We start from the raw sequence: 23,539 nt of genomic DNA on the forward strand, positions 1-23,539 counted from the left end.
TGGGCCTGCGATCCCAGCGCGGGGCATGGATGAGGCTCGCGGCCTTACCCGGCCGAGTCGACGGACACGACGCGCTGGAGGCGAGCCATGAATCAAACAGACGATCAAGCCGACCCCACGACCCATCAGGTCCCGGTCCTCATTGTCGGCGGTTCCCTCGTCGGCCTGTCGACCTCCCTGTTCCTGGGCCGGTTGGGCGTACGGCACACGCTGGTGGAGCGCCACGCCGGCACTTCCATCCACCCTCGTGGGCGGGGCAACAACGTCCGCACCATGGAGCTGTTCCGGACGGCCGGCATCGAGCCGGGGATCCGGGAGGCAGCCGCCACACTGGACGACAACCACGGGATCCTGCAGGCGCCCACCCTGGTCGGCGACGCGGGCGAGTGGCTCTTCAAGGAGATCGACGCGGGCGGCGCACTGGCCCGCTTCAGCCCCAGCTCGTGGTGCCTGTGCAGTCAGAACGACCTGGAGCCGGTGCTGTTCGAGCACGCCGAACGGCTTGGCGGCGATCTGCGGTACGGGACCGAACTGCTGTCGTTCGACAGTGACCCCTCCGGCGTCACCGCGGTGGTCAAGAGCCGGGACACGGGCGAACACACCACCATCCGTGCGGACTACCTCGTCGCGGCGGACGGTCCCCGCAGCCCCGTCCGCGAGCAACTCGGCATCGCCCAGAGCGGTCCTGGTGACCTGTTCAGCAACGTCAGCATCACCTTCCGGTCCCGCCGCCTCGCCGATGTCGTGGGCGACCGCCGCTTCATCGTCTGCTACCTGACGGACCCGGAAGCCGACGGCGCTCTGCTGCCCGTGGACAACCACGAGAACTGGGTCTTCCACGCTCCCTGGCACCCGGAACGCGGCGAGACCCTGGAGGAGTTCACCGACGAGCGGTGTGCCGAGCACATCAGACGCGCGGTCGGAGTGGCCGACCTCGACGTACAGGTCACCGGCAAGGCTCCCTGGAACGCCGCCCAGCGGGTCGCCCGCAGCTACCGGGCCGGACGGGTCTTCCTGGCCGGTGACTCGGCCCACGAGATGTCCCCCACCGGGGCCTTCGGCTCCAACACCGGCATCCAGGACGCGCACAACCTCGCCTGGAAGCTGGCCGCGGTGCTCGGCGGATGGGCGGGGGAGGGGTTGCTGGACACCTACGACGCCGAGCGGCGCCCGGTGGCCGAGGCGACCAGTGCCCGCGCCGCCGCACGGTCGGTCGAGCACAGCCACCCCGGCTTCGCCCCGCCGCCCGGCATGGGCGGTGGCGGCGGTGGGGGCGGCCCGCAGCGCGGCATCCTCAACGTGGTCCTGGGCTACCGCTATCCGCAGGGCGCCGTCGTCGGCACCGACCCCGCGGCTCCGGTCGTGCCGGAACGCTTCGACCTGTCAGGTGAACCCGGCAGCAGGGCCCCCCACCTGGCGGTACGTCACCAAGGCGAGCGGATCTCCACGCTGGATCTCTACGAACGCTCGTTCGTGCTGCTCAGCGACGCCGATGACCCGAGTGGCTGGCACGAGGCGGCCATTCGGCTCGCCGAAGAGATGTCCGTCCCACTGGCCTCCTACCGGGTGGGCAGCGCTCCCGATGCCGAGCTGACGCCCGAGGGCGACACGGACTGGTCGGCCGTCCATGGAACGGCGCGCGGCGGCGCCGTACTTGTGCGGCCCGACGGGTTCGTGGCCTGGCGGTCCGCAGGGCCGGACCCGGACGCGCAGTCGGCACTGCGCCACGTCCTGACGACGCTGCTGGCAGCGGTCTGACCTCGTAAGACACGGCCGGCCGACCCCTCGACGGGGTCGGCCGGCCGTGTCGCGCGGTCGTGACGTCGTTCCGCCGGGAACCGTGCGGGTTCACCCGTGTGATCGTCCCGAGTTGTGACGGGCGGTCAGCTGACTGACGGTGGATCACGTCGAGGGCGGGTCACATCAGCTGACGAAGTGCCAGCTGTCCGCCCCTTGACGGAGGGAACGTCAGATGCACTCTGCTCGCATGCTCCTGGCCACCGCGGCGGCTTCGACCGTCCTCGTCCTCGGCGCTCCCGGCGCCTACGCGGCCGGGAACGACTGGGAGGACCACACGGACTCCTCCTACAGCAAGGACCACGACAAGGAGTACGACAAGGAGCACGGCAAGGACGCCGGCCATGACTCGCCGCGCGGTGGCATGCACACCGGCGGTGGGGCCCTGACCGCGGCGAACGTGGACGGCTCGGACACCGCCAAGGACCCCAAGTTCGACCCGGAGACCTACAAGGACAAGGAGCATGGCAAGGACTCCGGCAGCGGTAAGCAGGACGCGGGCTCCTGGAGCAAGGAGGACGGCGGCGACTCCTGGAGCAAGGAGGACAGCGACTCCTGGAGCGGCAAGGAGGAGAAGCCCAGCGGCGGAATGCACACCGGAGGCGGCGCGTTGGCCTCGCCTGCCGTGACCGCGGGTGGGCTGGCAGTCCTGGCCGTCGTCGGAACCGGTCTGTACTCGGTGCGCCGCAGGAAGACCGCCGGAAGCGTGGCCTGACCCATGCCGGACGCGATAGCCGCTGTGGCCGCCACGCCCGTGCAGCGTGGCGGCCCCGCCGGCTTTCCCCGTGCCCCGTCCCTCGTCCGATGTGCTGCCGTGCCCTGGTGAGGTGGTGTCCGATGGCAGTCCCCCCGTCCCCCGCAGACAACCCTTCCCGTACCAAGGTGATGGTGATCGGCGCCGTGGCCGCCCTGGTGCTGGCCATCAGCCTGTTCGGCGGCAATGACACCGCGTCCGACACCGCGTCGTCCGACGCCCCCCGCCCGTCGCGGCCCGCTCACACCGCCGCGGCGGCTCCGCCGGCCGCACAGCCCGCGGGGAAGCATCTGCCGCGATCGCGGCCCGTACGCCTGCTCATTCCGAAGATCTCCGTCGACGCCCCCTTCACCGAACTCGCCATCGGCCGCACGGGACAGCTCCAGCCGCCCCCTGCCGACGACACCAACCTCGTCGGCTGGCACGCCGAGGGAGCGTCCCCCGGAGAGGCGGGCACGTCGATCATCGCCGGGCACGTCGACACGGCGACCTCGGCAGCCGTCTTCGCGGACCTCGGCGAACTGGAGAAGGGGGACGTCTTCCGCGTCAGACGAGCCGACGGCCGCACAGCGTCCTTCGTGGTCGACAGCGTGGAGACGTTCGACAAGGAGAACTTCCCCAGCCGGCGCGTGTACGCCGACACGGCCCAGGCACAGGTCCGGCTCATCACCTGCGCGGGTGACTACGACCGCACCGTCAGGGACTACACGGACAACCTGGTGGTCTTCGCGCACCTCGCCTGATCGGGCCCCGTCTTCCCCGACGGCCGGTCACCCGGGCAGTGGCACAGGAGTCGCGCGGCTGTGGGAGCGGGATCAGGATCGAAGAGATCGAGGCACGTCAGCGTCTCATCGACATCGCCGCGATCCGTCCGCTTCCGCCCCCGCGAAGGAGATGTGCGCAGCATGACCACCACGTCCGAACATGTTCCGGAAACTCTCATGCGACAGGCGGCGCAACGCGTCTCCCAGTCCGTGTTCGACGGCTCCCCGCTCCGCGTCGTCCTGCTGGTGGACGTCTACGACGGTGCCCAGCAGCAGTTCCTGGAGGCGTACGAGCAGCTGTGCAACCAAGTCGCCTCCGTCCCCGGGCATGTCAGCGACCAGCTGTGCCAGTCCATCGAGAATCCCTCCCAGTGGCTCATCACGAGTGAGTGGGAAAGCGCCCCGCCCTTCCTCACCTGGGTGAACAGCGAGGAACACGTGCGGATGGTGGAGCCACTGCACAGCTGTGTCCGCGACACCAGGTCCCTTCGCTTCCACATCGTCCGCGAGACCGGCGGTCCGGCGGCGCAGACCGGGTCCGGCACGCGCCGCCTCCAGGTGGCACCGAGGATCGGCGACGGCCTGATCCGGCACGCGCTCACCTTCACGGTCAAGCCCGGCAGCGAGAAGAAGGTGGCCGAGATCCTGTCCGGGTACACGTCACCGGAGCCGCGGGTCGACGACACCACCCAACTGTGCCGCACCTCCCTGTTCATGCACGGCAACCGGGTGGTCCGGGCCATCGAGGTACGGGGCGACCTGCTCGCCGCGCTGCGGCACGTCGCCCGGCAGCCCGAGGTACGGGCCGTCGAGGAGGCCATCAACCCCTATCTGGAGCAGGACAGGGACCTCGACGACCCCGAGTCCGCCCGCGTCTTCTTCACCCGGGCGGCGCTGCCCGCCGTACACCATGTGACGGCAGGCCAGGAGAGCCCGGATGCGGTGCGGCACGCGCTGTACTACCCGGCCCGTGAGGGGTGCGGTATGCGGCTGGCCGAGTTGCTGGCCCGTCAGGACGAGGCGGCGGCGGACGATCCGCACGGACCGGTGCTGCGCAGCACGATCTTCCAGCGCGACGACGTCGTCGTACGGCTGGTCGACGTGCGCGGCGGCCTCGACACCGACCCGAGCCCCGTGCTCGGTCTCACGGATCGCACTCAGGCGGCCGAGCTGACGGAACTGCTCGACGGCGAAGCCTTCGGAGCGGACGGTCCGGCGCTGAAGGACGGCGCCCCCGCTCGCCTCCTCACGGTCTCCCGCATGGAACTCGTCACCGACCGTCGCGCGCCCGACGCCTGACTCGCCGGTACCCGGGCCGTGACGGCCACGCCCCCCTGTCGATGCTGCACATGTTCGGAGGAACGTCGTGAACAACCGCCATCCCGGAATCGTGGATGTCAGCGAGGTCGAGCCCAACACTCGGCGCGGTGGCGACCTGCGTGCCCTGCTCACCCCCACCACCGTCGGCTCGACCAGCGGCTTCATGGGCGTGGCCATCATCCAGCCCGGCGACCGCATCGCCGAGCACTACCACCCGTACTCCGAGGAGTTCATCTACGTCCTGTGCGGGCAGCTGGAGGTGGACCTGGACGGTGAGCCCCACCCGCTCCAGCCCGAGCAGGGGCTGCTGATCCCCACCCACATGCGCCACCGCTTCCGCAACGTCGGCAAGGTGGAGGCCCGCATGGTCTTCCACCTCGGCCCGCTCGCCCCGAGCCCGCCGCTCGGCCATGTCGACACCGAGGACGCCGACGGCGTACCGATCGTGGTGGAGGCGGCCCCCGGGGGTGCGGGACGGCCGGCCGAGCGATCACAGGTCCGTTCATGACGAGGCGCGTGGCGGTCACCGGACTGGGCATCGTCGCTCCGGACGGCATCGGCATACCGGCGTTCTGGGACCTCCTGTCCAACGGGCGTACGGCGACCCGGGGCATCACGTTCTTCGACCCGTCCGGGCTGCGTTCGCGGATCGCCGCCGAGTGCGACTTCGACCCGGCGGCCCACGGGCTGGACGCGGAGCAGATCGCACGGTGCGACCGGTACATCCAGTTCGCCCTGGTCGCCGGGGAGGAGGCCGTACGGGACTCCGGCCTCGACCTCGCGGTGGAGAACCCGTGGCGCGTCGGGGTCTCCCTGGGCACCGCGGTCGGCGGCACCACCCGGCTGGAGCAGGACTACGTACTGGTCAGCGAGAGCGGCAAGCGCTGGGACGTGGACCACCGGAAGTCCGGCCCCCACCTGCACCGGGCGTTCTCGCCCAGCACCCTCGCCTCGGCGGTGGCGGAGCGGTTCGAGGCACGCGGGCCGGTGCAGACCGTGTCCACCGGCTGCACCTCGGGGCTCGACGCGGTCGGGTACGCCTTCCACGCGATAGAGGAGGGCAGGGCCGACGTGTGCATCACCGGCGCCTCGGACTCGCCGATCTCACCGATCACCATGGCCTGCTTCGACGCGATCAAGGCCACCTCCCCGAACAACGACGACCCCGCCCACGCCTCACGGCCCTTCGACGCCGACCGCAACGGGTTCGTCATGGGAGAGGGCGGCGCGGTACTCGTCCTGGAGGAGCTGGAACACGCGCTGGCCCGCGGCGCGCATGTGTACTGCGAGCTCAGCGGCTATGCCACCTTCGGCAACGCCTACCACATGACCGGTCTGACCACCGAGGGCCTGGAGATGGCCCGGGCCATCGAGGACGCCCTCGACCAGGCCCGGCTCGACCCCACGGCGATCGACTACGTCAACGCGCACGGATCGGGCACCCAGCAGAACGACCGGCACGAGACGGCAGCGGTAAAACGCGTCCTGGGCGCGCACGCCTATGACACGCCCATGAGCTCCATCAAGTCCATGGTGGGCCATTCCCTCGGCGCCATCGGCGCGATCGAGGTCGTCGCCTGTGCGCTGGCCCTGACCCACCAGGTCGTCCCGCCCACCGCGAACTACGAGACCCCGGACCCCGAGTGCGACCTGGACTACGTCCCGCGCGTCGCCCGCGAGCGCAGACTGAACAGCGTGCTCTCCGTGGGCAGCGGGTTCGGCGGCTTCCAGTCCGCGGTGATCATGAGCTTGCCGAGGGAGAAGACACGATGAGCGAACCGCATCCTCGGCGCGCGGCCATCACCGGTATCGGACTGGTCGCGCCCAACGGAACCAGCACCGCGACCTTCTGGAAGTCGACCAGGGAGGGCATCAGCGTCCTGGACCGGATCACCCGGGAAGGATGCGGGCACCTGCCGCTGCGGGTGGCCGGTGAGGTCCGGGACTTCGACCCGCCGACCGTGGTCGAGGAGCGCTACCTCGTCCAGACCGACCGGTTCACGCACTTCGCGATGGCCGCGGCCGACCAGGCGCTCGACGACGCCGGCCTCGACCGGACCGAAACGGACGCCGCGCCGTTCTCCGTGGGTGTGGTCACCGCGGCAGGTTCCGGTGGCGGCGAGTTCGGGCAGCGGGAGCTGCAGCAGCTGTGGGACAAGGGCAGTCGCTTCGTCGGGCCGTATCAGTCCATCGCCTGGTTCTACGCCGCGAGCACCGGCCAGATCTCCATCCGCCGCGGCTTCAAGGGCCCTTGCGGTGTGGTCGCCGCCGACGAGGCCGGCGGCCTCGACGCCCTGGCGCATGCGGCGCGGGCCGTGCGGCGCGGCACCGACGTGATCGTGGCCGGTGCGACCGAGGCGCCGCTGGCCCCCTATTCGATGGTCTGCCAGCTCGGCTACGAGGAGCTGAGCGTCGTCGACGACCCGGAGCGCGCCTACCGTCCGTTCACCGCCTCGGCCTGCGGATTCGTGCCCGCCGAAGGCGGCGCCATGCTCGTCGTGGAAGCCGAGACCTCGGCCCGTCGACGGGGTGCGCCCGTGCGAGCCACCCTGGCGGGCCACGCGGCGACGTTCACCGGCGCCTCCCGCTGGGAGCAGTCCCGGGAAGGGCTGGTGCAGGCCATCCGGGGCGCCCTGGCCGAGGCCCACTGCGCCCCCGAGGAGATCGACGTGGTCTTCGCCGATGCCCTCGGCGTACCGGAGGCGGACCGGGCCGAAGCACTCGCGATCGCGGACGCCCTGGGCGCGCACGGCAGACGCGTCCCCGTCACGGCACCGAAGACCGCATACGGCCGGGGTTACTCGGCGGCGCCCGTGCTGGACGTCGCCGCGGCGGTGCTGGCGCTGGAGCACGGTCTGATTCCACCCACCCCCAACGTCTTCGACGCCTGCCACGACCTCGACCTCGTGACCTCCCGCGCCCGCGCCGCCGAACTGCGCACGGCGCTGGTCCTCAGCCGAGGCCTCATGGGGTCGAACTCGGCGCTCGTGCTACGGCTCGGCGCCGGCGACGGCGACGCCTCCTGAGGAGGCATCGCGAGCACCCATCACACAGCACCCGACACGAAGCAGGGAGAGAAACCGCATGAGTGACCGAATCACCGTGGAAGAGCTCGCCGAGCTCATGAAGAAGTCCGCCGGAGTCACCGTCGCCCCGGAGGAACTCCAGCAGCGGTACGACACCGGCTTCGACGCCTTCGGCATCGACTCCCTCGCGCTGCTCGGCATCGTGGGCGAGCTGGAGAACCGGTACGGCACACCCATGCCGCCCGACGCCGAGAAGAGCAAGAACCCCCGGCAGTTCCTCGATCTCGTCAACAGCGCACTTCTGGCGGGTGCCTGACATGGCCGGACACACGCAGAACGAAGTCACCATCGCCGCGCCGCTCGACCTGGTCTGGGACATGACCAACGACGTCGCGAACTGGCCGCAGCTGTTCAGCGAGTACGCCTCCGCCGAGATCCTCTCCCAGGAGGGGAACAGGACCACCTTCCGGCTGACCATGCACCCGGACGACAACGGCAAGGTGTGGAGCTGGGTCTCCGAGCGGGAGCCGGACCGCGACACGCTCAGCGTGCGGGCCCGCCGAGTGGAGACCGGACCCTTCGCCTACATGAACATCGTGTGGGAGTACGAGGAGGTGCGCGAAGGCACCCGCATGGTGTGGACCCAGGACTTCGCGATGAAGCCGGACGCACCGGTCGACGACGACTGGATGACGGACAACATCAACCGCAACTCCAAGGTCCAGATGGCCCTGATCCGGGACCGCATCGAGCAGGCCGCCACGGAACGCCGGCCCGCGCCGATGCTCTCCGACTGACCGGGACGGAGGACAGGACGATGCACCAAACCCTGATCGTCGCCCGCATGGCACCGGAGTCGGCCCTCGACATCGCCAAGGTGTTCGATGAGTCGGACCGGGGGGAACTGCCGCACCTCGTGGGAGTCGCCCGGCGCAGCCTCTTCCAGTTCGACGACGTGTACCTGCACCTCATCGAATCGGAGCGGGACCCCGGCCCCGCCATCGCGAAGGTGGCCGGCCGCCCCGAGTTCCGGGACATCAGTGAACGGCTGTCGGCGTACGTCACCGCGTACGACCCGGCGACCTGGCGTTCACCGAAGGACGCGATGGCGCGCTGCTTCTACACCTGGGAGCGGGACGCCACCTCCTGAACCACCCGCCGAACCGCCGGTCGCCGGGCACGCGAGGATTGCGTGCCCGGCGACCGGCGGTTCGTGCGGGTTCTGCCCAGGGGACGTGGTCACCCGGGGACGGTGCAGTCGAACGCGTGCAGGTAGGGGTTGACCGGGCTGACGTCGTCGATGACCAGGCCCGCCTCCGTCAGCCTGCCCGTCATGCTGGCGGTGGTGTGCTTGGCGCCGCCCACGTTGAGGAGCAGCAGCAGGTCCATGGCGGTGCTGAACCGCATGGAGGGCGTGTCGTCGACGAGGTTCTCGATGACCACGACCCGTGATCCGGGACCGCCCGCCTCGATGACGTTGCGCAGCGTGCGGGTCGTGCTGTCGTCGTCCCACTCCAGGATGTTCTTGATGACGTAGACATCGGCCTGGACCGGGACGGCCGCACGACAGTCACCGGGCACGAGGCGCATTCGGTCCGCGAGTGCGCCTCCCGCCCGCAGCCGTGGGTCGGCGTTGGCCACCACGCGCGGCAGGTCGAGCAGAGTGCCGTGGAGCGAGGGGTACTTCTCCAGCAGACTCGCCACCACATGCCCCTGGCCACCGCCGATGTCGGCGACCGACGTGGCCCCCGACAGATCGAGGAACTGTGCGACATCCCGCGCCGACTGCACGCTGGAGGTCGTCATGGCACGGTTGAAGACGTCGGCCGATTCGGGGGCGTCCTCGTTGAGGTAGGGGAAGAACTCCTTGCCGTACAGATCCTCTACGACGTTGCGGCCGGAGCGCACCGCCTCGTCCAGCCGCGGCCACGCGTCCCAGGTCCACGGCTCGGTGCACCACAGTGCGATGTCGCGCAGGCTGTGCGGATCATCCTCGCGCAGCAGCCGGGACATGTCGGTGTGCGTGAACGTCCCGTCCGGCCGCTCGGCGAAGATGCCGTAGCAGGACAGGGCGCGCAGCAGCCGTCGTAGGGGCTTGGGTTCGGTCTTCACCGCGGCCGCGAGGTCCTCCACGGCCAGCGGGCTGTCACCGAGGGCGTCGGCGACCTTCAGCCGCGCGGCCGCGCGGAGGGCGGCCGCGCACGCCGCCCCGAACACGAGCTCCCTGAGCCGCATGGACGGCGGCGGCGCGGTCTGTCCGTTCTGTGTGGCCGGTGACGTCTTGGTGGTCTGCGCAGTCGTCATGCGCCGCCTTCCTTGTCCGAGTTCATGAGCGACGCCATGTCCGTCAGCACAGTCCCGCGGGCTTGGACGCCCGGCAGGAGTTGCCCTGGAAGGTGTTGCCCTCGCCGGTGTCGGTGTTGACGAGGTCTGCCGGGGCGTTGTCCTTCAGCACGTTGCCGGTGATCCGGTTCCGCTCGCTGGTGGCGCCCACGAAGCTCTTGAACAGGACGATGCCGCCCGACAGCGACGAGGGGCCGGCGTTGTCCGTGACCCGGTTCCGCGTCACCAGGGTGTCCTCGGCGCCGGTCAGCACGATGCCGGAGCCCTGCAGGGCCTCGAGCCGCGGGGTCTTCGGGCAGGACTTGTTGTTTCGCGCGACGCGGTTGTCCCGCACGGTCAGGGCGCCGGCCTTCGGCTTGTTCTCGTCGCCCACGACGAAGATGCCCGCGCAGTTGCCGATGACCTGGTTGTGCGCGACGGTGAGGTTCCGCAGCCGTCGGACGGTGAGACCGACTCGATTGCCTTCCAGGAGGTTGCGTTCGATCACCGTTCCTCCGGTGTCCGCGGCGCCCTCGTCGGCCTTGATCGTGTTCGCGAGGAACAGGCCGGCGTCGCCGTTGTCGCGGGCGGTGTTCTTGCGGAACACACTGCGAACCGAACGCTCCTGGGCGATGCCCCAGACCGCGTTCTTCACCGCGGTCACGTTCTGCACGGTGAGGCCGTCCGTCCTCACCGACAACACCCCGGCCTTGGCGAAGCCCGTCACGGTCAGGGAGGCGACGGTGACGCCCTTGATGTCCTTGTCCTCCTTCCCGACCACGCAGATGCCGTTGCCGCCCTCACCGCAGCTCTCGGTGGCCTTGGTCGTGGCCGGCTTGAGAACGGTGCTGCGGCCCATGCCGCGCAGGGTGAGATCGGGCGTGGTCACCGTGACGCTCTGGCGGTAGGTGCCGGGCGTGAGGAGAACCGTGTCGCCCGGGTGGGCGGCGTCCACCGCCGCCTGGATCGACTCCCCGGGAAAGACCACGCGGGTCGTCTGGTGGTCCGCAGCGGCCGGCGGGGCGGCACCGAGCCCCACCCCGATGACCGCCGTCGCGCACGCCAAGTAGGCGATATGAAGTTTCATCATATTCTGTACGCTATGACCCAATAGTCCGCGAACGGTCTCGATAGTCCATCCGGTGGCGTGTCATGGCGGAGCAGGACCTGCGGATCCCGGGAACGTGCCCGACCGCCTCGCCCTTACGGCGGTCGGGTGAACGGAATCAGCGCCTGCGGCCGCCGCGTGCGGACCACCCGGTGCCGATACCCGCGAGATGCAGGGCCAGAACGGTCAGCCCGAGCAACATCACGTTGGTCGAGCTGAAAGCGTCGTTGGTGGAGATCTCGGCCGCGTTGATCAGGAAAGCGACGAAGAACAGGATTGCGGAAATGATGGCCAGCAAGGTGACCGTCCCTTCGGTCGGGGGCTCATATGCACTTGCCGTCCGGATGCCCCCAAGTCGCGGGAAAACACGACCGATTGTGCCCTGATTAATCTCACCCGGCCGTGGCGCCGGTACGGGGATGGGCGTAGTCGGTCTTGGACCGGCACGCGCCCTGCTGCTGGTGCACCGCGTCCGCGAGGGGTAGCCGGTCGCGGCTGATCTTGCTCTTCTGCGCGTCTTCTTAACCGGTGGCGTCTTGGTGTGCTGGTCTCGTAGCTTGTGTGTTCGTGACTGATGATCCGCAGACGCACCCGAACCAACGTCACCTCGGCCGAGTGTTCAACGACGTGCCGGAGCTCTACGACCGGGTCCGGCCGGGCTACCCCGACGAGTTGTTCGCGGACCTGGCCGCCGTCACCGGCATGGCCGCGAAGTCGAGGGTGCTGGAGGTGGGCTGCGGTACCGGTCAGGCGACGCGTTCACTGGCGGCCCTCGGATACGCGGTGACCGCCGTCGAGCCCGGCGCGGACATGGCCGCGCTCGCCCGTCGGCGGCTCGCGGCATTCCGTGACGTCGAGGTCGAGACATCGACGTTCGAGGCGTGGGACGACCGCGGCCGGCGCTTCGATGCCCTCGTGGCCGCGGCGTCGTGGCACTGGGTCGAGCCGTCGGTCGGCTGGCGGAGAGCGCACGACGTGCTCCACCCCGGAGGCTGGGCTGCGCTGCTCGGCCACGTCGTCGTCCGCAGGCCGGAAGAGCCCGAGGTCTACGCCGAGACCGCCGACCTCCACGAGCGGTTCTGCCCCGGGAACCCCGACTGGGGCCACCCGCCGCTGGAGGACGAGGTGCGCGCCACCGACGAGGGCTGGGGCCTGGTCGACGATCCCGGGGAATTGTTCGGCCCGACGATCGTGCGCTGGTACCCCACCGTTCAGTGGTTCGACGGGGAAGGCTTCGCCGATCACCTCCGCTCGCTGTCGCTGTACCGCAAACTCGATTCCGACGTCCGCGAGCCCCTCCTCGACGCCATCGCCGAGCGCATTCGCACACGACTGGACGACCGGGCGTCACGCCGCTACCTGAGCGTCCTGCGGGTCGGGCGGCGCGCCGAATGAGGTCAGGCCTGTTTTGGGGTTGATCTTCTGAGGTAGTGGTGAGCGTTGCGTTCTGCGGAGGCATGCCACCAACCGGGCGGGGAGAGGCCAGTGACCCTGGCCGTGGGCTGGTCGGGATGCAGCCCGAGCCGTTGGAGCGCATGTGCGTCGACACGGACGGTGAACCAGCCGTGCCAGTGGCCGTCAGGGCCGATGCCGCAGGAGAGGTCCCACTGGACTTCGTCCGCAGTGAACGGCATCCAGTCGATGCCGCGGTTCCGCAGTCAAGCGCGTGCGGCCCCCGCAGGGTGGAGGCGGCCCAGATTTTCGTAGGCCGCGATGGCGACCCAGTCGGTGCTCGGCGAGTCCATGGTGGCCATGATGCAGCGGCGTCGTGCAGGTGTCATCGGCATTTGTTGAGCACGGTGATGTGGGCAGGCCCTGTAGGGGAGCGGTACCCGTGCTCGTGCGCCTGCGCTCGCCCGGGCTGTCACGGCGGGAACCGCTGCGGGTGGAAGTCCGTGAGCAGTGCGTCTCTTTCGCCGGTGAGGATTTCTGAGGCAAGGAGTCTGCCGACGACGGGTCCGAGGGTGATGCCGCTGTGGGTGACGGCCTCGTAGTAGCCCGGCACGGACGGTACCGGTCCTACGGAGGGGAATCCGTCGGCGGGGATGGGCCGGTGGGCCGTCCGTGCCTGGGCGATGGGGGAGTCGCCGAGTTCGGGAACGACGTGCCGGGCCGATTCGTGGAGCAGGCGGGCGAGTTGGCCGGGTTCTTCGCCGGTGTCGATGAGGGCGTCGATCTCCCGGCTGTGGAGGACCACCGAGGCGTCTCCGTCCGGGCGCATCTCGATGTGAGGTGCGTGCATGGCCCGGTGGATCGGGACGGGAGCACAGCTGATCCGGGCGACGACGCCGGGCTCTGCGCGCATCGGCAGGTGCCGTGCGATGAGCCCGGCGATGTGAGAGGCGCTGGGGCCCGCCGCGTTCACGACGACGTCGACGTCGAGAGAGCTCCCGTCGGACAGGGCAACGGTCCGGACGCTTCCGTCGCCGCCGGTGCCGAGGTCACGGACCGCGACGCCGGAGCGGAGCTCGGCGCCGGATGCCACGGCTTCGTGGACCAGGCGGCGGACGAGATGACGGCCGTGCACCCAGCCCTCGTCGGGGTAGAACAGCACCCGAGCCTCACCGGGCACCGTGACGGCGGGTTCGAGGCGGCGGCGCACGTCGGCCCCCGTGTATTCCTCGACCCGGTAGCCCCAACCGGCCAACAACTCGGCCGTTTTGAGGAACCGTGCCTGCGCCGTGGGTTCGCCCGCCCAGCGCAGATGGCCGCTGGGATACCACCACGAGTCCGGTCCGATGACCTTCGCCAGGTCACGGTGGGCCGACATGCCCGCGACGTTCAGGTCGAAGTAGGACCTGCTCACGGTCTTGTTGCTGGCGTTGACCCACGAGAAGGACCAGTTGGTGACACCCTCGCCCGGTCGGCCCGCGTCGATGAACACCACTTGGGCGCCGCGCCGGGACAGGTTCCAGCCCACGCTGGCTCCCAGGACGCCCACGCCGATGACGGCTACACGTTCAGGCTGCTTCACGAACCCGATCCTCACGCTCCCGCTCGGTGTAGTCCGTCGGATTGCCGCATCCCGCGAGCAAGAGGGCCGCCGCCCCGACGGCCGCCGCCGTTCCAAGTCCCCATCGTGGCTTCATCGTTGGCCCCCGAGTCTGCTCCGCAGTCCATCTCGGTCGCTGCTGCACAAAGAACGTAGCCGTCTACGGCCGTCCGGTCACCGTGCCCGTCGACAACGCATCGGACATGGGGAACCGAGAGGATCGGCCGATCGTCCTAGTGGGCGTGCCGCGCGCTCTCACCCCTGGAATCGGCATGCTTGGGGTGCCTGGCATGGACAACGATGTCACCTCTGCGGCTTTTGACCAGAAGCCCGCAGGCTGTGGCGAACGCTCCATTGAAGCCTTGACGTCGTCGGCTCTGCGGGGTGAGTCGGCTGCGACGGACGAGGCGGCGAAGTGGCGACTGTGACCGAAAGACGCTCCCTGCTGCCCCGCGTGGAGACGCCGGGTCGGCGGAAAGCGGAACCGCCTCTAGAATCCTGGCGACCACATCGGGGGAAAGTCGGTATGGAAACAATCATTGTGCAGCCGCCCGGTCCGTCGCGACCGGGCGAAGTCGACGTCGGCGGACCCGAGTTGCTGCGCATGGGGCCGGGCGACGTGGCTGACTTCGGGCGCGGACTGCCGGGCGGCCGGGGAGTCGCCATCGTCCTGCCCGACCCCGGAATCTCCCGGCGGGCGGGGCGCCTGGAGGCGGCCGAGGACTACTGGCGGCTGTCGAACTTCAGCCGTGACACCGCGTATGCGGTCGAGAACCTGGAGGGTGCCGGCGAGTACATCACCGTCGCGCCCGGTCGGCTGGGGGCGCCGGTGCCCTTCGAGTTCTCCCGAGTCGTCCTGCCCGCGATGAGCGGCACCGTCGACTTCAAGGTGTTCGCCCCGCAGCACGCCTATCTGGACAAGCGATCCTCCCCCGGCGCAGGGGAGTTGACCGTGCATCCCTACGCGCTCGACGTGACGGCGAAGTACTTCCTTGTACTCGTGGCCCTGTGCGAGCCGCGCCTGCGCGATCCCTCGGACGGCGCACTGCCGGGCGCGGGGGACATCGCGGAGCGGCTTCGCCCGCTGGAGAGCTGTCGTGGTCTGACCCGTTCCGCGGTGAACTACCACATCGACTATCTGGCCTTCGCCAAACTGCGCCTGGACCTCGGCGAGGAGCCCGGAGCGGACGGCAACGGCCGCACCGGCGCCAAGCGCGCCCGGCTGGCATCCCTCGCCCTGCGCTTCGGCCTCGTGCGCGAGGAACACCTCGCCCTGTTGCCGTCCCGCAGACGGCCCGTCCCGCAGGAGAGCGGCGCATGAGCTCGTCAGGCGCCGAAGAGGGCGCTCTCGAAACGCCGCGCCTGCCGGCGGGGTTCCGTATCGAGGGCTGGGAGTTGGACGCCGTCATCGGGTCGGGTGGCTGGGGGACCGTGTACGAGGCCCGCGCGGTCGCCGACGGCACGATCGTGGCGGTGAAGGTGCTGCCGACCGGCGCCCTGGCACCCGGTCAGCGCGCCGCACTCGGCGAACTGGTCGCGCGCGAGGTGCGGTTCAGCGCCGAGGCGGACCACCCCCACCTCGTGCGGACGCATGCCGTGTGCACCGTGGACGCGCCGGACCTGCCCGCGCTGGACGGTGCCATCGCACTCGTCATGGACCGCGCCGAGGCCAGTGTGCGCCAGGTGCTGGATGCTGCCGTGACGGGCCGTCCGATCCCGGAGGCCGTGCGGGTCCTGCGCGGAGTCGCCGCCGGGCTCGCCCATATGCACGGCGCCGGTTGGGTGCATGGCGACCTCAAGCCCGCCAACGTGCTGCTGGGCGCGGACGGCGCGGTCTGGCTCGCCGACTTCGGTCTGGCCACCGAACTCGAGGGCACCCACGCCTATGTGCCGCCGCTCGGCACCCTCGACCATGTGCCGCCCGAGTGGTGGTCCCAGCGCACCGGGGCGGACGGGACGATGGTGCGGCCGACCGCCGACGTCTGGGCCTTCGGCGTCCTGGCCCACCAGGTGCTCACCGGTGGCCTCCACCCGTTCCCCGGCGCCACCGCTCGCGCCCGCTCGCTCGCTGCGCAGGCCTACGCCCGGGGCACCGCGCCACTGCGTCTGGATGCCGGACTCGAGGAGAACTGGCGCCGACTCATCGAGGACTGCCTGGCACCCGACCACGCGGGCCGAGCGCGCCACACGGCCGCGAGCCTGTCCGCCCGGATCGAGCAGCTGGCGACCCCGCGTGGCCGGCGCCGCCTGCTGCCGGTCGCCGCCGTGGCGCTCGCGGCGGTGTCGGCCGCCGCCATCGGCGGGGCGGCGCTGCTCGGGGGCGGCGGAGGCGCAGGAAACGACGATGACGATCAGGGGCGCCGTACGCCGGCCGTCGTCACCGGTGCGCACAGTCCGGCCGCCGGGGAGATCCCGGAGGACTCCGACGTACCCAAGTCGCTGCGACCGGTCATCGTGAAGGCCGCCCACCGCTGCACCGACGCGGAGGTCACGCCCGCGTTCCTCGCCGCCATGATCAAGGCGGAGAGCGGGTTCGACGTGAACGCGTCCCGCCCGCAGAGCGAGGAGTTCGGCATCGCCATGTGGACGCCGTCGGTGTTCCGGGCCTGGGCGGTCGATGGTGACGGCGACGGAGACAAGGACTACATGTCGCCCCCGGACGCGATCTCCACGATGTCGCTGTACGTGTGCTGGCTCGACCAGCAGTTCAAGGAGGAGAAGATGCCGGCCAAGGATCTTCCCGCGCTGATGGCGGCCGGCTACCGCACCAGTGACCGCACGGTCATCGCGGAGGGCGGCGTTCCCGAACGCGTGCGCCCCCACGTCGAGAAGGTGCTCCGCTACCTCGCCGACTACGAGCGGTGAGGAAGCGGAGCTGTCGCTCAGGGCCGTTCAGCAGTCCTTGACGTCAGGCATCTTGTTGTCGGGCGAGTTGATGTAGATGTTGGAGATCCAGCCGTTGTACTGGGGGAGGTACGCCCACCAGTCATTGCTGTACGGCGGTACGTCGACCTTCTCGCCCCTCGCCTGGCAGCCCACCAACACCTCGACACCTGCGGGGAGTTGGGTGATGGCAGGGTTGCCCGTGTTCGGGTTGGGCCGGACGTTCACATGGTCGCTCCATGTGCCGTACCACCATCCCGCGGGCCGGGTGGCGCCGGGAACGTTCAGGGAGCGGGTCAGCCGCCCGATGTCCGTGTACGCCTTCCCGTACGACGTGCCGACGGGATGCAGCGTGAACACGGCCACGATGGACCGGTCACCGGCGCCCACGGTGCCCGTGCTGTGCAGGGCGGGCCGCGTAAGGTCCACGTCCACGTCGGCGGCGGCCGGAGCCGGGCTCGACGTACCGGTCGCGGTCGCGGTGCTCGCCGTGCCGCAGGTGCCCTTCTCGAAGGAGGTTCCGGACCAGCCCTGCTTCACCGCCCACGGCTTCGAGAACGCCCCGGCGATGCCGAAGTGCTGGTCGAACTTGTCGGAGGCGCAGCGGGTGGACTGACGCAGGTTGTCCATCACGAAGGTGCGTACCGGGGCGGGCGCCGAGTCCAGGAGGTAGCGGTAGATCGTCACCGTGTCGCGGGCGGAGAGCGCGGTGTAGCCCCAGAAGCCCTCCTTCCCGGCGGGCGGCACCGCCGTGTCCTTGAGCTCGAGGTTCTTCACCATGCGGGTGATGATCGCCGTACCGCCGTGGTCCGACCAGTAGTTGTTGGCGGCGCTGTCGTTGCTGCTGCGCAGCATCGGCTCCAGCCATGCCCGGTCGGCGGCGGGCACGGTGTAGTCGGGGTCTCGGTCCCACAGGTAGTCCAGCGCCATCAGCAGCTTGACGATCGAGGCGGACCGGAAGCGGGTGCTCGAGTTGAGCTGCTCGGTGAAGGTGCCGGTCTGCCGGTCGAAGACGGCGACCCCGGCGCTGACACCGGAGGGCACCTCGACGGACGCTGCGGCGGGGCGCACCGGCTGCCCGGCCGGGGCATCCGCGGCGGCGGAGCCTGCCACGCCGCCGATCAGCAGGAGCGCGGCGGCGACAGCGAGAAGAGGGCGCTTCACAGGTAGTGCTCCCCGGGATTGATCGAGTTGGCCGGTGCGAGGGCGAGCGCGGCGGTGCCGTGCAGAAGTCGGCGCATGTGATGCCTTTCGACGTGGACGCCCTTTTTCAGCGTGATGCGGACACTGCCAAGGCGCATGAAAGCCGTCTCTTCCTGTCTGTGGAGGGTGCCCCGCAGCACGGCCGGGGCCTGGAAGACGACTCGAACTCTAGAAAGGGGAGTGGGGGCGGCGGTCCTGACGGATGTCAGGGTGGCGCTCGTCGTGCGCGGGCTCAGCCCGACAGCAGGTGGACGAGTGTCGCACCTGACGTCGTACGACGGGCGACCACATGCTGCCCTCGCCGCTCCCGGCTGAGGAGACCGGCCGCCTCCAGCTGACCGCAGTGGTAGGTCACGGTCGCCGGCGTGCAGTTGAGCGCGGAGGCCAGGGAACCCATGGTGCACGGGCGGGCCAGCTCGCGCAGGATCCCCGCCCGCAGGGAACCCACCACGAGCTTGAGCGGGTCCCTTTGGGCGGTGGCCTCCCGAGCGGTCCACAGCGTGTTCAGGCCGGGCACGGGATAGCCGAACCACACGGCGTCGGAACGGTCGAAGCTGAAGACCGAGGCACCGTTGCCCGACACGATGGGCACCAGCACCACACGGCGGGCACCCCGCTCGAATGTCTCGGGGTGCGGATCGGGCACGTACAGCGTCTGCCCGGAAAAGCGGATCTTGGGCCCGAGCCCGCTCATGACGAGCGGCAGGGCGTTGCTGACGACCGCCACACCCACCCGCTCGGTCTCCCGGGCCAGCAGGGCGCCGGCCCGCGCCCAGACCGGCCCGAAAGCCTCCCACACGGCGCTGAGAATCGCCGCGTACGCGTGGATGAAGGCCTTCGGACGGTCGACGACCGACTGCCACTGCCGAGGGACCGTCCCCCCGAAGTCCGTCTCCAGCTCCCGCAGCAGCAGATGGGGCGAGATCTCGGCCAGACGGTCCAGCTGGACCGAGAGGTCGGTCTCCCACAGGGGTGCCGTGGGGGTGAGGCAGTCGGGGACCATCGAGTACTCGCGGGTGAACAGGGGCCGCAGCACCGCCTCCGCCCCCTCGGGCACCGCCGAGCGCAGCGCGCGCCGCCACGTGGGGTGCACGCCCTGGGTACGTCCGCCCAGCGCGTCCGCGACGAGCGACATCAAGGTGACACCGGGCTGCGCCACGACCGAGACCGGCACTGATTCCAGCGGCCCCAGACACAACTCGGAGAACTGGGCCATGAACACCCCCCCCATTGACGTACCAGCACCCCTTGGGACGCACGGGCTTGAGCAAAGGTTTCGAACAACCCGAGCAAAGACGGGGACCGGGACACGTTTTGAAGCTGCTCGAAATGCTGGGTCGTGCCGCCGGCTTTGAACAGACTGTGTCCGACCACGGGGGACGGTGGCGGCTGACCGACCGCGCACATCGCTGCGCCCCCGCGCAGAACACGCATGAGAAACGGGGCACTTGTCTGTCGCTCGGACGCCGTGCCGGCACGGGGCTGTTCGCCGTGCTGACGGCCTTCGCCGCCCAGCTGACGCGGCAACCCCGCCGTGTGGCAGCAGCGGATCCCGCAGTGCTGATGACCCTGACCTCGACGAGGGGGAACCCATGAACTCCGTACGACGAAAGATCCTCGGTTTCGCGGCCGCCTTCGCGACCGCCGCGACGCTGATGGGCACGGCCACTCCGGCGAACGCCGTGACCTACCCGTGCCAGATGTCCGGCTCGACGATCCCCTGCACCACGGTCACCGGGATCGACCCGGGCTCCTGGCTCCAGGTACGCACCGGCCCGGGCTACCAGTACGGCCCGATCGCCCAGGCGTACAGCCGCCTCTACAACGGCAACCAGGTCGGCCTCACCTGCTGGACCACGGGTGACGGGGCGGCGGACAACCCCAACTACCGCTACTGGATGTGGGTCGAGGTCGGCAACAGCTACGGCGGCTTTGTCAACGACTGGTACCTGGACACCGGCAGCCCGGACGTCTGGAAGCAGCAGATCCGACAGTGCCCCTGATCCGGCGGACCGCTCCCGCCCTCTGCGCCCCACTCTTCGATCCGAGGAACTGACGTGACCTTGAACAACCGCCGGCGCCTGGCCGCGGGCGCCACCCTGATCGCCGCGCTCACCGCCGGTGTCGTCCCCGCCACCACCGCCCACGCCGCGCCCGCCGTTCCCGGCGCCACCAAGGCGACCACGCCCGCACCCGACATGGAAGGGGTGGTCGCCGCGCTGAACGCCGCCATGGTCGAGGGCGCCCCGGGAGCGATGGCCCGGTTCACCGGCCCCGACGGTGTCCAGGCCAGGACCGTGGGAGTGCGTGACCGGGAGTCGGGCGCCGCCATGGACGTCCGCGCCCGTTTCCGTATCGGAAGCGTCAGCAAGACCTTCTCCAGCGTGGTGCTGCTCCAACTCGTCCAGGAGCGGAAGCTGGAGCTCGACGCGCCGGTGAACCGGTACCTTCCCGGACTGCTGCCCGACGACCGGATCACGGTGCGGCACCTCCTGACCCACCGCAGCGGGCTCGCGGACTACACCGACGCGATGTTCGAGCACACCGTGCCCGGCTTCGAGGCCGTACGCAATCGGGTCTTCAGCTACCAGGAACTGGTGGACCTCTCGCTGAGCGAGCCCCGCACCACCGAGCCCGGCGTCGCCTACAAGTACTCGAACACGAACTTCGTGGTAGTAGGCATGCTCATCGAGAAGATCACCGGGAAGCCGGTCGCCAAGGAGTAGCAGCGCCGCATCATCGGGCCGCTCGGGCTGCGCAACACCTCGTACGTGCACCCGGACGTCCGCATCGCGGGGCTCCACGTACGCGGCTATCTGCACCCCGACGAGGCCGGTGCGCCGCTGGTGGATTCCACCGAACAGACGGTCTCCTGGGCGCAGTCGGCCGGGGCGGTCATCTCCAGCCCGGCGGACCTGAACACCTTCGTGACCGCGCTGATGAAGGGCAGGCTGCTGTCGCCGCGCATGCTGGAGGCGATGACCACCGTCACGCCGACCGACACCACCAACACCCGCTTCTACGGCCTCGTTCTGCGCCGCTACGACCTGTCCTGCGGCACGCGGATCTACGGCCACACCGGCACCGTGCAGGGGTTCTACACCTACGCCTTCGCGACCGCCGACGGCCGGCGCAGCCTCTCCGCGATGGCCAACACCTCCAACAAGGGATCCGCCAACACCGCGCTCGGCGGCACCCTCGAGGCCGCGTTCTGCGGCAAGAAGCCGGCCGCGAAGTTCGCGACGTCCCAGTTGCCGGCCGAGTCGGACCTGCCCGAACGCCGCTGAAAGTCGCGGCGTCTCGGTTCTCGATGACGACCGCCGCGCAGCGCGGCCACAGCGGCGCGGCCGGACACCGTAGGGATGTCCTGCCGCGCCGTGCGGTCCGCGTGCCGTCAGCTCGTCGCGCGGACCGCCTCACGGATCAGGTCGGCGACCTCCATGGGCCGCGAGACCGCCACGGCGTGCGAAGCGCCCTCCGACTCGACGATCGTGGCCCCGGCCCGCTTGGCGCCGAAGCGCTCGACCTCGGGATTGATCGCCTGGTCCGCGCCGGCGACCAGCGCCCAGGACGGCTTGGTCTGCCACGCCGCCACGGGCGCGGTCTCCTCGAACGCCCCTGCGGCCAGAGGGCGTTGGGTCGCCGCGAGAACCTTGGTGACCTCCGTGGGCACGTCGGCGGCGAACACCGCCGGGAAGGCGTCCTCGGCGATGGTGACCTCGACGGCCGGGTCGCCGCCCGGCACCGGATACGTCCACTGCTTGAGGTTGCTCACGAGCGGGGAGAGCGGGAAGCGCCCCTGCAACTCGCCGAGGCTCTCGCCCTCTTGGAGGACGTAGGCAGCCACGTAGACCAGGCCGACCACGTTCTCCGCGGCACCGGCCACGGTGATGACCGCGCCGCCGTAGGAGTGGCCGACCAGGACCACCGGGCCGTCGATCTGGGAGGCCAGGGAGGCGATGTAGGCGGCGTCCGACGCGAGGCCGCGCAGCGGGTTGGGGGGCGCGATCACGGGGATGCCGTCGCTCTGGAGCTCTTCTATGACCCCGGCCCAGCTGCCGGCGTCCGCGAAGGCGCCGTGCACGAGCAGAACGGTGGGAGTGGTGGACATGTGGGGATCTCCTTGTCGGATCAGCCGTGCAGCGCGGTGCGCAGGGTGGTGATGGCCTGGTTGATCGCGGCGTGGGCGGCGTGGGTTTCGCGCAGGGCGTTGAGCATGACGAAGTCGTGGATGATGCCCTGGTAGCGGACGGCGGTGACGGGGACGCCGGCGGTGCGGAGTTTGTTGGCGTAGGCCTCGCCCTCGTCGCGCAGGACGTCGGCCTCGCCGGTGATGATGAGGGCCGGGGGCAGGCCGGTGAGCTGCTCGGTGGTGGCGCGCAGCGGGGAGGCGGTGATCTGGGCGCGGTCGGCTTCGTCGGTGGTGTACTGGTCCCAGAACCACTGCATGGCGTCGCGGCGCAGGAAGTAGCCTTCGGCGAACTGGTGGTAGGAGCCGGTGTCGAAGGCGGCGTCGGTGACCGGGTAGAACAGCACCTGCTGGACCAGCGGGACGTCCCCGCGCTGCTTGGCCATCAAGGTGAGCGCGGCACTCATGTTGCCGCCCACGGAGTCCCCGGCGACCGCGATGCGGGTGGCGTCCAGGTTCTTGGAGGCGCCTTCCTGCACGATCCACTGGGCGACGGTGTAGTTCTGTTCGATGGCGAGCGGGTAGCGGGCCTCGGGGGAGAGGTCGTACTCGGGGAAGACGACCGCGGCGTTCGCGCCGGTGGCGAGTTCACGCACCAGGCGGTCGTGGGTGTGGGCGTTGCCGAAGACCCAGCCCGCGCCGTGGATGTAGAGGATCACGGGAAGGGTGCCCTGGGCGCCCGCCGGGCGCACGATGCGGGTGCGGACGCTGCCGCTGGGCCCGCCGGACACGGTGATCCACTCCTCGTCGATCGCGGGCTTGGTGATCTCCCCGGACTGCACCTCGTCGACCGCCTTACGGCCCTCGGCCGGGCCCAGGTCGAAGAGGTACGGCGGGTTCGCGGTCGCCTCCGCGAAGGCGGCTGCCGCCGGCTCCAGCACCGGCTGGACCGGTTCCACGGCGTCAGACATGTCGTTCTCCTCAGGTTCTTGACGAGTGCTGCGGGCGCCTCGATCACGGCGCCGGAATCAGGCGATCGGCGGCGGTTGCGTGCCGGTGCCCCGGTACCAGTGCACCGGTAGCGGTCCAGGACCGCACACCAGGGGAGGCCGTGCGGTCGATCCGCGTCGCCCTCCCCGCGATGCGGCCCTCCGTCGGACCGGCTGCCGGACGTCCGCCCACGTTCCCGGATCGGCACCGCCGGCGATCCGGGCAGTCCTCTGCGAAGCGCCCGATGATCG

General features: G+C 70.2%; 25 protein-coding genes and 1 pseudogene. 15 read left to right on the forward strand and 11 right to left on the reverse strand.

All coding sequences use genetic code 11. The features are described 5' to 3' along the window. The first annotated feature begins 87 nt into the window (after positions 1–87). The 10 genes from QF037_RS43665 to QF037_RS43710 all read left to right on the forward strand — a co-directional run bounded on the left by QF037_RS43665 (position 88) and on the right by QF037_RS43710 (position 8,811). Positions 88–1,758 carry an FAD-dependent oxidoreductase gene (locus QF037_RS43665; protein WP_307035176.1) on the forward strand — a complete coding sequence of 557 codons (1,671 nt, stop codon included), beginning with the start codon at positions 88–90 and terminating at the stop codon, positions 1,756–1,758. Positions 1,759–1,972: 214 nt separating this feature from the next. Beyond that, positions 1,973–2,512, forward strand: coding sequence for an HIG1 domain-containing protein (locus QF037_RS43670; protein ID WP_307035178.1), 540 nt, complete (start codon positions 1,973–1,975; stop codon positions 2,510–2,512). Between the two features lie 122 nt (positions 2,513–2,634). Then, positions 2,635–3,294, forward strand: a complete 660-nt coding sequence (locus tag QF037_RS43675; RefSeq protein ID WP_307035180.1) for a class F sortase — start codon at positions 2,635–2,637, stop codon at positions 3,292–3,294. A gap of 162 nt (positions 3,295–3,456) precedes the next feature. Next, positions 3,457–4,614: a SchA/CurD-like domain-containing protein gene (locus QF037_RS43680; RefSeq protein WP_307035182.1), complete on the forward strand. Its 1,158-nt coding sequence runs from the start codon at positions 3,457–3,459 to the stop codon at positions 4,612–4,614. A gap of 67 nt (positions 4,615–4,681) precedes the next feature. Further along, positions 4,682–5,143 (forward strand): cupin domain-containing protein, encoded by a 462-nt coding sequence (locus QF037_RS43685; protein ID WP_307035184.1) that lies wholly within the window; start codon positions 4,682–4,684, stop codon positions 5,141–5,143. Further along, a complete protein-coding gene (locus QF037_RS43690; protein ID WP_307035186.1) occupies positions 5,140–6,408 on the forward strand; it encodes a beta-ketoacyl-[acyl-carrier-protein] synthase family protein in 1,269 nt (422 codons plus the stop codon). Before QF037_RS43685 ends, QF037_RS43690 begins: the two co-directional genes overlap by 4 nt. Beyond that, the gene (locus QF037_RS43695; RefSeq protein WP_307035188.1) at positions 6,405–7,661 is read left to right on the forward strand and encodes a ketosynthase chain-length factor; all 1,257 of its coding nucleotides are present in this window, start codon (positions 6,405–6,407) and stop codon (positions 7,659–7,661) included. The genes QF037_RS43690 and QF037_RS43695 overlap by 4 nt, the downstream gene beginning before the upstream one ends. A gap of 58 nt (positions 7,662–7,719) precedes the next feature. Further along, entirely contained in the window at positions 7,720–7,977 is a 258-nt protein-coding gene (locus tag QF037_RS43700) for an acyl carrier protein (protein WP_266830871.1), read from the forward strand. 1 nt (position 7,978) lies between these two features. After that, the gene (locus QF037_RS43705; protein WP_307035190.1) at positions 7,979–8,458 is read left to right on the forward strand and encodes an SRPBCC family protein; all 480 of its coding nucleotides are present in this window, start codon (positions 7,979–7,981) and stop codon (positions 8,456–8,458) included. Between the two features lie 20 nt (positions 8,459–8,478). Further along, complete coding sequence (locus tag QF037_RS43710; protein WP_307035192.1) at positions 8,479–8,811, forward strand: TcmI family type II polyketide cyclase; 333 nt, start codon at positions 8,479–8,481, stop codon at positions 8,809–8,811. Positions 8,812–8,900: 89 nt separating this feature from the next. On the opposite strand, the gene QF037_RS43715 is transcribed toward QF037_RS43710, so the two are convergent. From QF037_RS43715 to QF037_RS43725, 3 genes are all read right to left on the reverse strand, one after another. Next, positions 8,901–9,965 (reverse strand): methyltransferase, encoded by a 1,065-nt coding sequence (locus QF037_RS43715; protein WP_307035194.1) that lies wholly within the window; start codon positions 9,963–9,965, stop codon positions 8,901–8,903. A 43-nt stretch (positions 9,966–10,008) separates the two neighbouring features. Next, positions 10,009–11,073: a right-handed parallel beta-helix repeat-containing protein gene (locus tag QF037_RS43720; RefSeq protein WP_307035196.1), complete on the reverse strand. Its 1,065-nt coding sequence runs from the start codon at positions 11,071–11,073 to the stop codon at positions 10,009–10,011. A gap of 136 nt (positions 11,074–11,209) precedes the next feature. Continuing rightward, positions 11,210–11,389, reverse strand: coding sequence for a hypothetical protein (locus tag QF037_RS43725; RefSeq protein ID WP_307035198.1), 180 nt, complete (start codon positions 11,387–11,389; stop codon positions 11,210–11,212). Positions 11,390–11,658: 269 nt separating this feature from the next. On the opposite strand from QF037_RS43725, the gene QF037_RS43730 reads away from it, so the two are divergent. Then, positions 11,659–12,486, forward strand: coding sequence for a class I SAM-dependent methyltransferase (locus tag QF037_RS43730; protein WP_307035200.1), 828 nt, complete (start codon positions 11,659–11,661; stop codon positions 12,484–12,486). Positions 12,487–12,488: 2 nt separating this feature from the next. On the opposite strand, the gene QF037_RS43735 is transcribed toward QF037_RS43730, so the two are convergent. From QF037_RS43735 to QF037_RS43745, 3 genes are all read right to left on the reverse strand, one after another. Then, positions 12,489–12,725 carry a hypothetical protein gene (locus tag QF037_RS43735; protein WP_307035202.1) on the reverse strand — a complete coding sequence of 79 codons (237 nt, stop codon included), beginning with the start codon at positions 12,723–12,725 and terminating at the stop codon, positions 12,489–12,491. A gap of 24 nt (positions 12,726–12,749) precedes the next feature. Beyond that, positions 12,750–12,872: a hypothetical protein gene (locus QF037_RS43740; RefSeq protein ID WP_307035204.1), complete on the reverse strand. Its 123-nt coding sequence runs from the start codon at positions 12,870–12,872 to the stop codon at positions 12,750–12,752. An 83-nt stretch (positions 12,873–12,955) separates the two neighbouring features. After that, positions 12,956–14,065 (reverse strand): NAD(P)/FAD-dependent oxidoreductase, encoded by a 1,110-nt coding sequence (locus tag QF037_RS43745; RefSeq protein ID WP_307035206.1) that lies wholly within the window; start codon positions 14,063–14,065, stop codon positions 12,956–12,958. 544 nt (positions 14,066–14,609) lie between these two features. Between QF037_RS43745 and QF037_RS43750 the strand changes: the two genes are divergently transcribed. Beyond that, positions 14,610–15,404 (forward strand): serine/threonine protein kinase, encoded by a 795-nt coding sequence (locus QF037_RS43750; RefSeq protein ID WP_307035208.1) that lies wholly within the window; start codon positions 14,610–14,612, stop codon positions 15,402–15,404. Next, entirely contained in the window at positions 15,401–16,948 is a 1,548-nt protein-coding gene (locus tag QF037_RS43755; protein WP_307035210.1) for a serine/threonine-protein kinase, read from the forward strand. The genes QF037_RS43750 and QF037_RS43755 overlap by 4 nt, the downstream gene beginning before the upstream one ends. A gap of 27 nt (positions 16,949–16,975) precedes the next feature. Here QF037_RS43755 and QF037_RS43760 read toward each other — a convergent pair whose 3' ends face one another. The 3 genes from QF037_RS43760 to QF037_RS43770 all read right to left on the reverse strand — a co-directional run bounded on the left by QF037_RS43760 (position 16,976) and on the right by QF037_RS43770 (position 19,385). Beyond that, the gene (locus QF037_RS43760) at positions 16,976–18,130 is read right to left on the reverse strand and encodes a hypothetical protein (protein ID WP_307035212.1); all 1,155 of its coding nucleotides are present in this window, start codon (positions 18,128–18,130) and stop codon (positions 16,976–16,978) included. Next, entirely contained in the window at positions 18,127–18,267 is a 141-nt protein-coding gene (locus QF037_RS43765; RefSeq protein WP_307035214.1) for a hypothetical protein, read from the reverse strand. Before QF037_RS43765 ends, QF037_RS43760 begins: the two co-directional genes overlap by 4 nt. Before the next feature lie 134 nt (positions 18,268–18,401). Beyond that, a complete protein-coding gene (locus tag QF037_RS43770) occupies positions 18,402–19,385 on the reverse strand; it encodes an ArsR/SmtB family transcription factor (protein ID WP_307035216.1) in 984 nt (327 codons plus the stop codon). 376 nt (positions 19,386–19,761) lie between these two features. On the opposite strand from QF037_RS43770, the gene QF037_RS43775 reads away from it, so the two are divergent. Both QF037_RS43775 and QF037_RS43780 read left to right on the forward strand, forming a co-directional pair. After that, positions 19,762–20,172 carry a hypothetical protein gene (locus tag QF037_RS43775; RefSeq protein ID WP_307035218.1) on the forward strand — a complete coding sequence of 137 codons (411 nt, stop codon included), beginning with the start codon at positions 19,762–19,764 and terminating at the stop codon, positions 20,170–20,172. A 195-nt stretch (positions 20,173–20,367) separates the two neighbouring features. Further along, positions 20,368–21,456: pseudogene (locus tag QF037_RS43780) on the forward strand (serine hydrolase domain-containing protein). A gap of 107 nt (positions 21,457–21,563) precedes the next feature. Here QF037_RS43780 and QF037_RS43785 read toward each other — a convergent pair. Continuing rightward, on the reverse strand, positions 21,564–22,280 hold the full coding sequence (locus QF037_RS43785) for an alpha/beta fold hydrolase (RefSeq protein ID WP_307035220.1): 717 nt from the start codon (positions 22,278–22,280) through the stop codon (positions 21,564–21,566). 20 nt (positions 22,281–22,300) lie between these two features. Further along, complete coding sequence (locus tag QF037_RS43790) at positions 22,301–23,269, reverse strand: alpha/beta hydrolase (protein ID WP_307035222.1); 969 nt, start codon at positions 23,267–23,269, stop codon at positions 22,301–22,303. Positions 23,270–23,539 lie beyond the last annotated feature (270 nt).

This window comes from Streptomyces canus, from assembly GCF_030815415.1.
In the GTDB taxonomy this organism is placed as follows: Bacteria; Actinomycetota; Actinomycetes; order Streptomycetales; family Streptomycetaceae; genus Streptomyces; species Streptomyces canus_F.

Coding starts and splice junctions, on each gene's coding strand:
- QF037_RS43665 (WP_307035176.1), top strand. CDS start 88: ATGAATCAAACAGACGATCAAGCCGACCCCACGACCCATCAGGTCCCG.
- QF037_RS43670 (WP_307035178.1), top strand. CDS start 1,973: ATGCACTCTGCTCGCATGCTCCTGGCCACCGCGGCGGCTTCGACCGTC.
- QF037_RS43675 (WP_307035180.1), top strand. CDS start 2,635: ATGGCAGTCCCCCCGTCCCCCGCAGACAACCCTTCCCGTACCAAGGTG.
- QF037_RS43680 (WP_307035182.1), top strand. CDS start 3,457: ATGACCACCACGTCCGAACATGTTCCGGAAACTCTCATGCGACAGGCG.
- QF037_RS43690 (WP_307035186.1), top strand. CDS start 5,140: ATGACGAGGCGCGTGGCGGTCACCGGACTGGGCATCGTCGCTCCGGAC.
- QF037_RS43695 (WP_307035188.1), top strand. CDS start 6,405: ATGAGCGAACCGCATCCTCGGCGCGCGGCCATCACCGGTATCGGACTG.
- QF037_RS43700 (WP_266830871.1), top strand. CDS start 7,720: ATGAGTGACCGAATCACCGTGGAAGAGCTCGCCGAGCTCATGAAGAAG.
- QF037_RS43705 (WP_307035190.1), top strand. CDS start 7,979: ATGGCCGGACACACGCAGAACGAAGTCACCATCGCCGCGCCGCTCGAC.
- QF037_RS43710 (WP_307035192.1), top strand. CDS start 8,479: ATGCACCAAACCCTGATCGTCGCCCGCATGGCACCGGAGTCGGCCCTC.
- QF037_RS43715 (WP_307035194.1), bottom strand. CDS start 9,965: ATGACGACTGCGCAGACCACCAAGACGTCACCGGCCACACAGAACGGA.
- QF037_RS43720 (WP_307035196.1), bottom strand. CDS start 11,073: ATGATGAAACTTCATATCGCCTACTTGGCGTGCGCGACGGCGGTCATC.
- QF037_RS43735 (WP_307035202.1), bottom strand. CDS start 12,725: ATGCCGTTCACTGCGGACGAAGTCCAGTGGGACCTCTCCTGCGGCATC.
- QF037_RS43740 (WP_307035204.1), bottom strand. CDS start 12,872: ATGACACCTGCACGACGCCGCTGCATCATGGCCACCATGGACTCGCCG.
- QF037_RS43750 (WP_307035208.1), top strand. CDS start 14,610: ATGGAAACAATCATTGTGCAGCCGCCCGGTCCGTCGCGACCGGGCGAA.
- QF037_RS43755 (WP_307035210.1), top strand. CDS start 15,401: ATGAGCTCGTCAGGCGCCGAAGAGGGCGCTCTCGAAACGCCGCGCCTG.
- QF037_RS43765 (WP_307035214.1), bottom strand. CDS start 18,267: ATGCGCCTTGGCAGTGTCCGCATCACGCTGAAAAAGGGCGTCCACGTC.
- QF037_RS43770 (WP_307035216.1), bottom strand. CDS start 19,385: ATGGCCCAGTTCTCCGAGTTGTGTCTGGGGCCGCTGGAATCAGTGCCG.
- QF037_RS43775 (WP_307035218.1), top strand. CDS start 19,762: ATGAACTCCGTACGACGAAAGATCCTCGGTTTCGCGGCCGCCTTCGCG.
- QF037_RS43785 (WP_307035220.1), bottom strand. CDS start 22,280: ATGTCCACCACTCCCACCGTTCTGCTCGTGCACGGCGCCTTCGCGGAC.
- QF037_RS43790 (WP_307035222.1), bottom strand. CDS start 23,269: ATGTCTGACGCCGTGGAACCGGTCCAGCCGGTGCTGGAGCCGGCGGCA.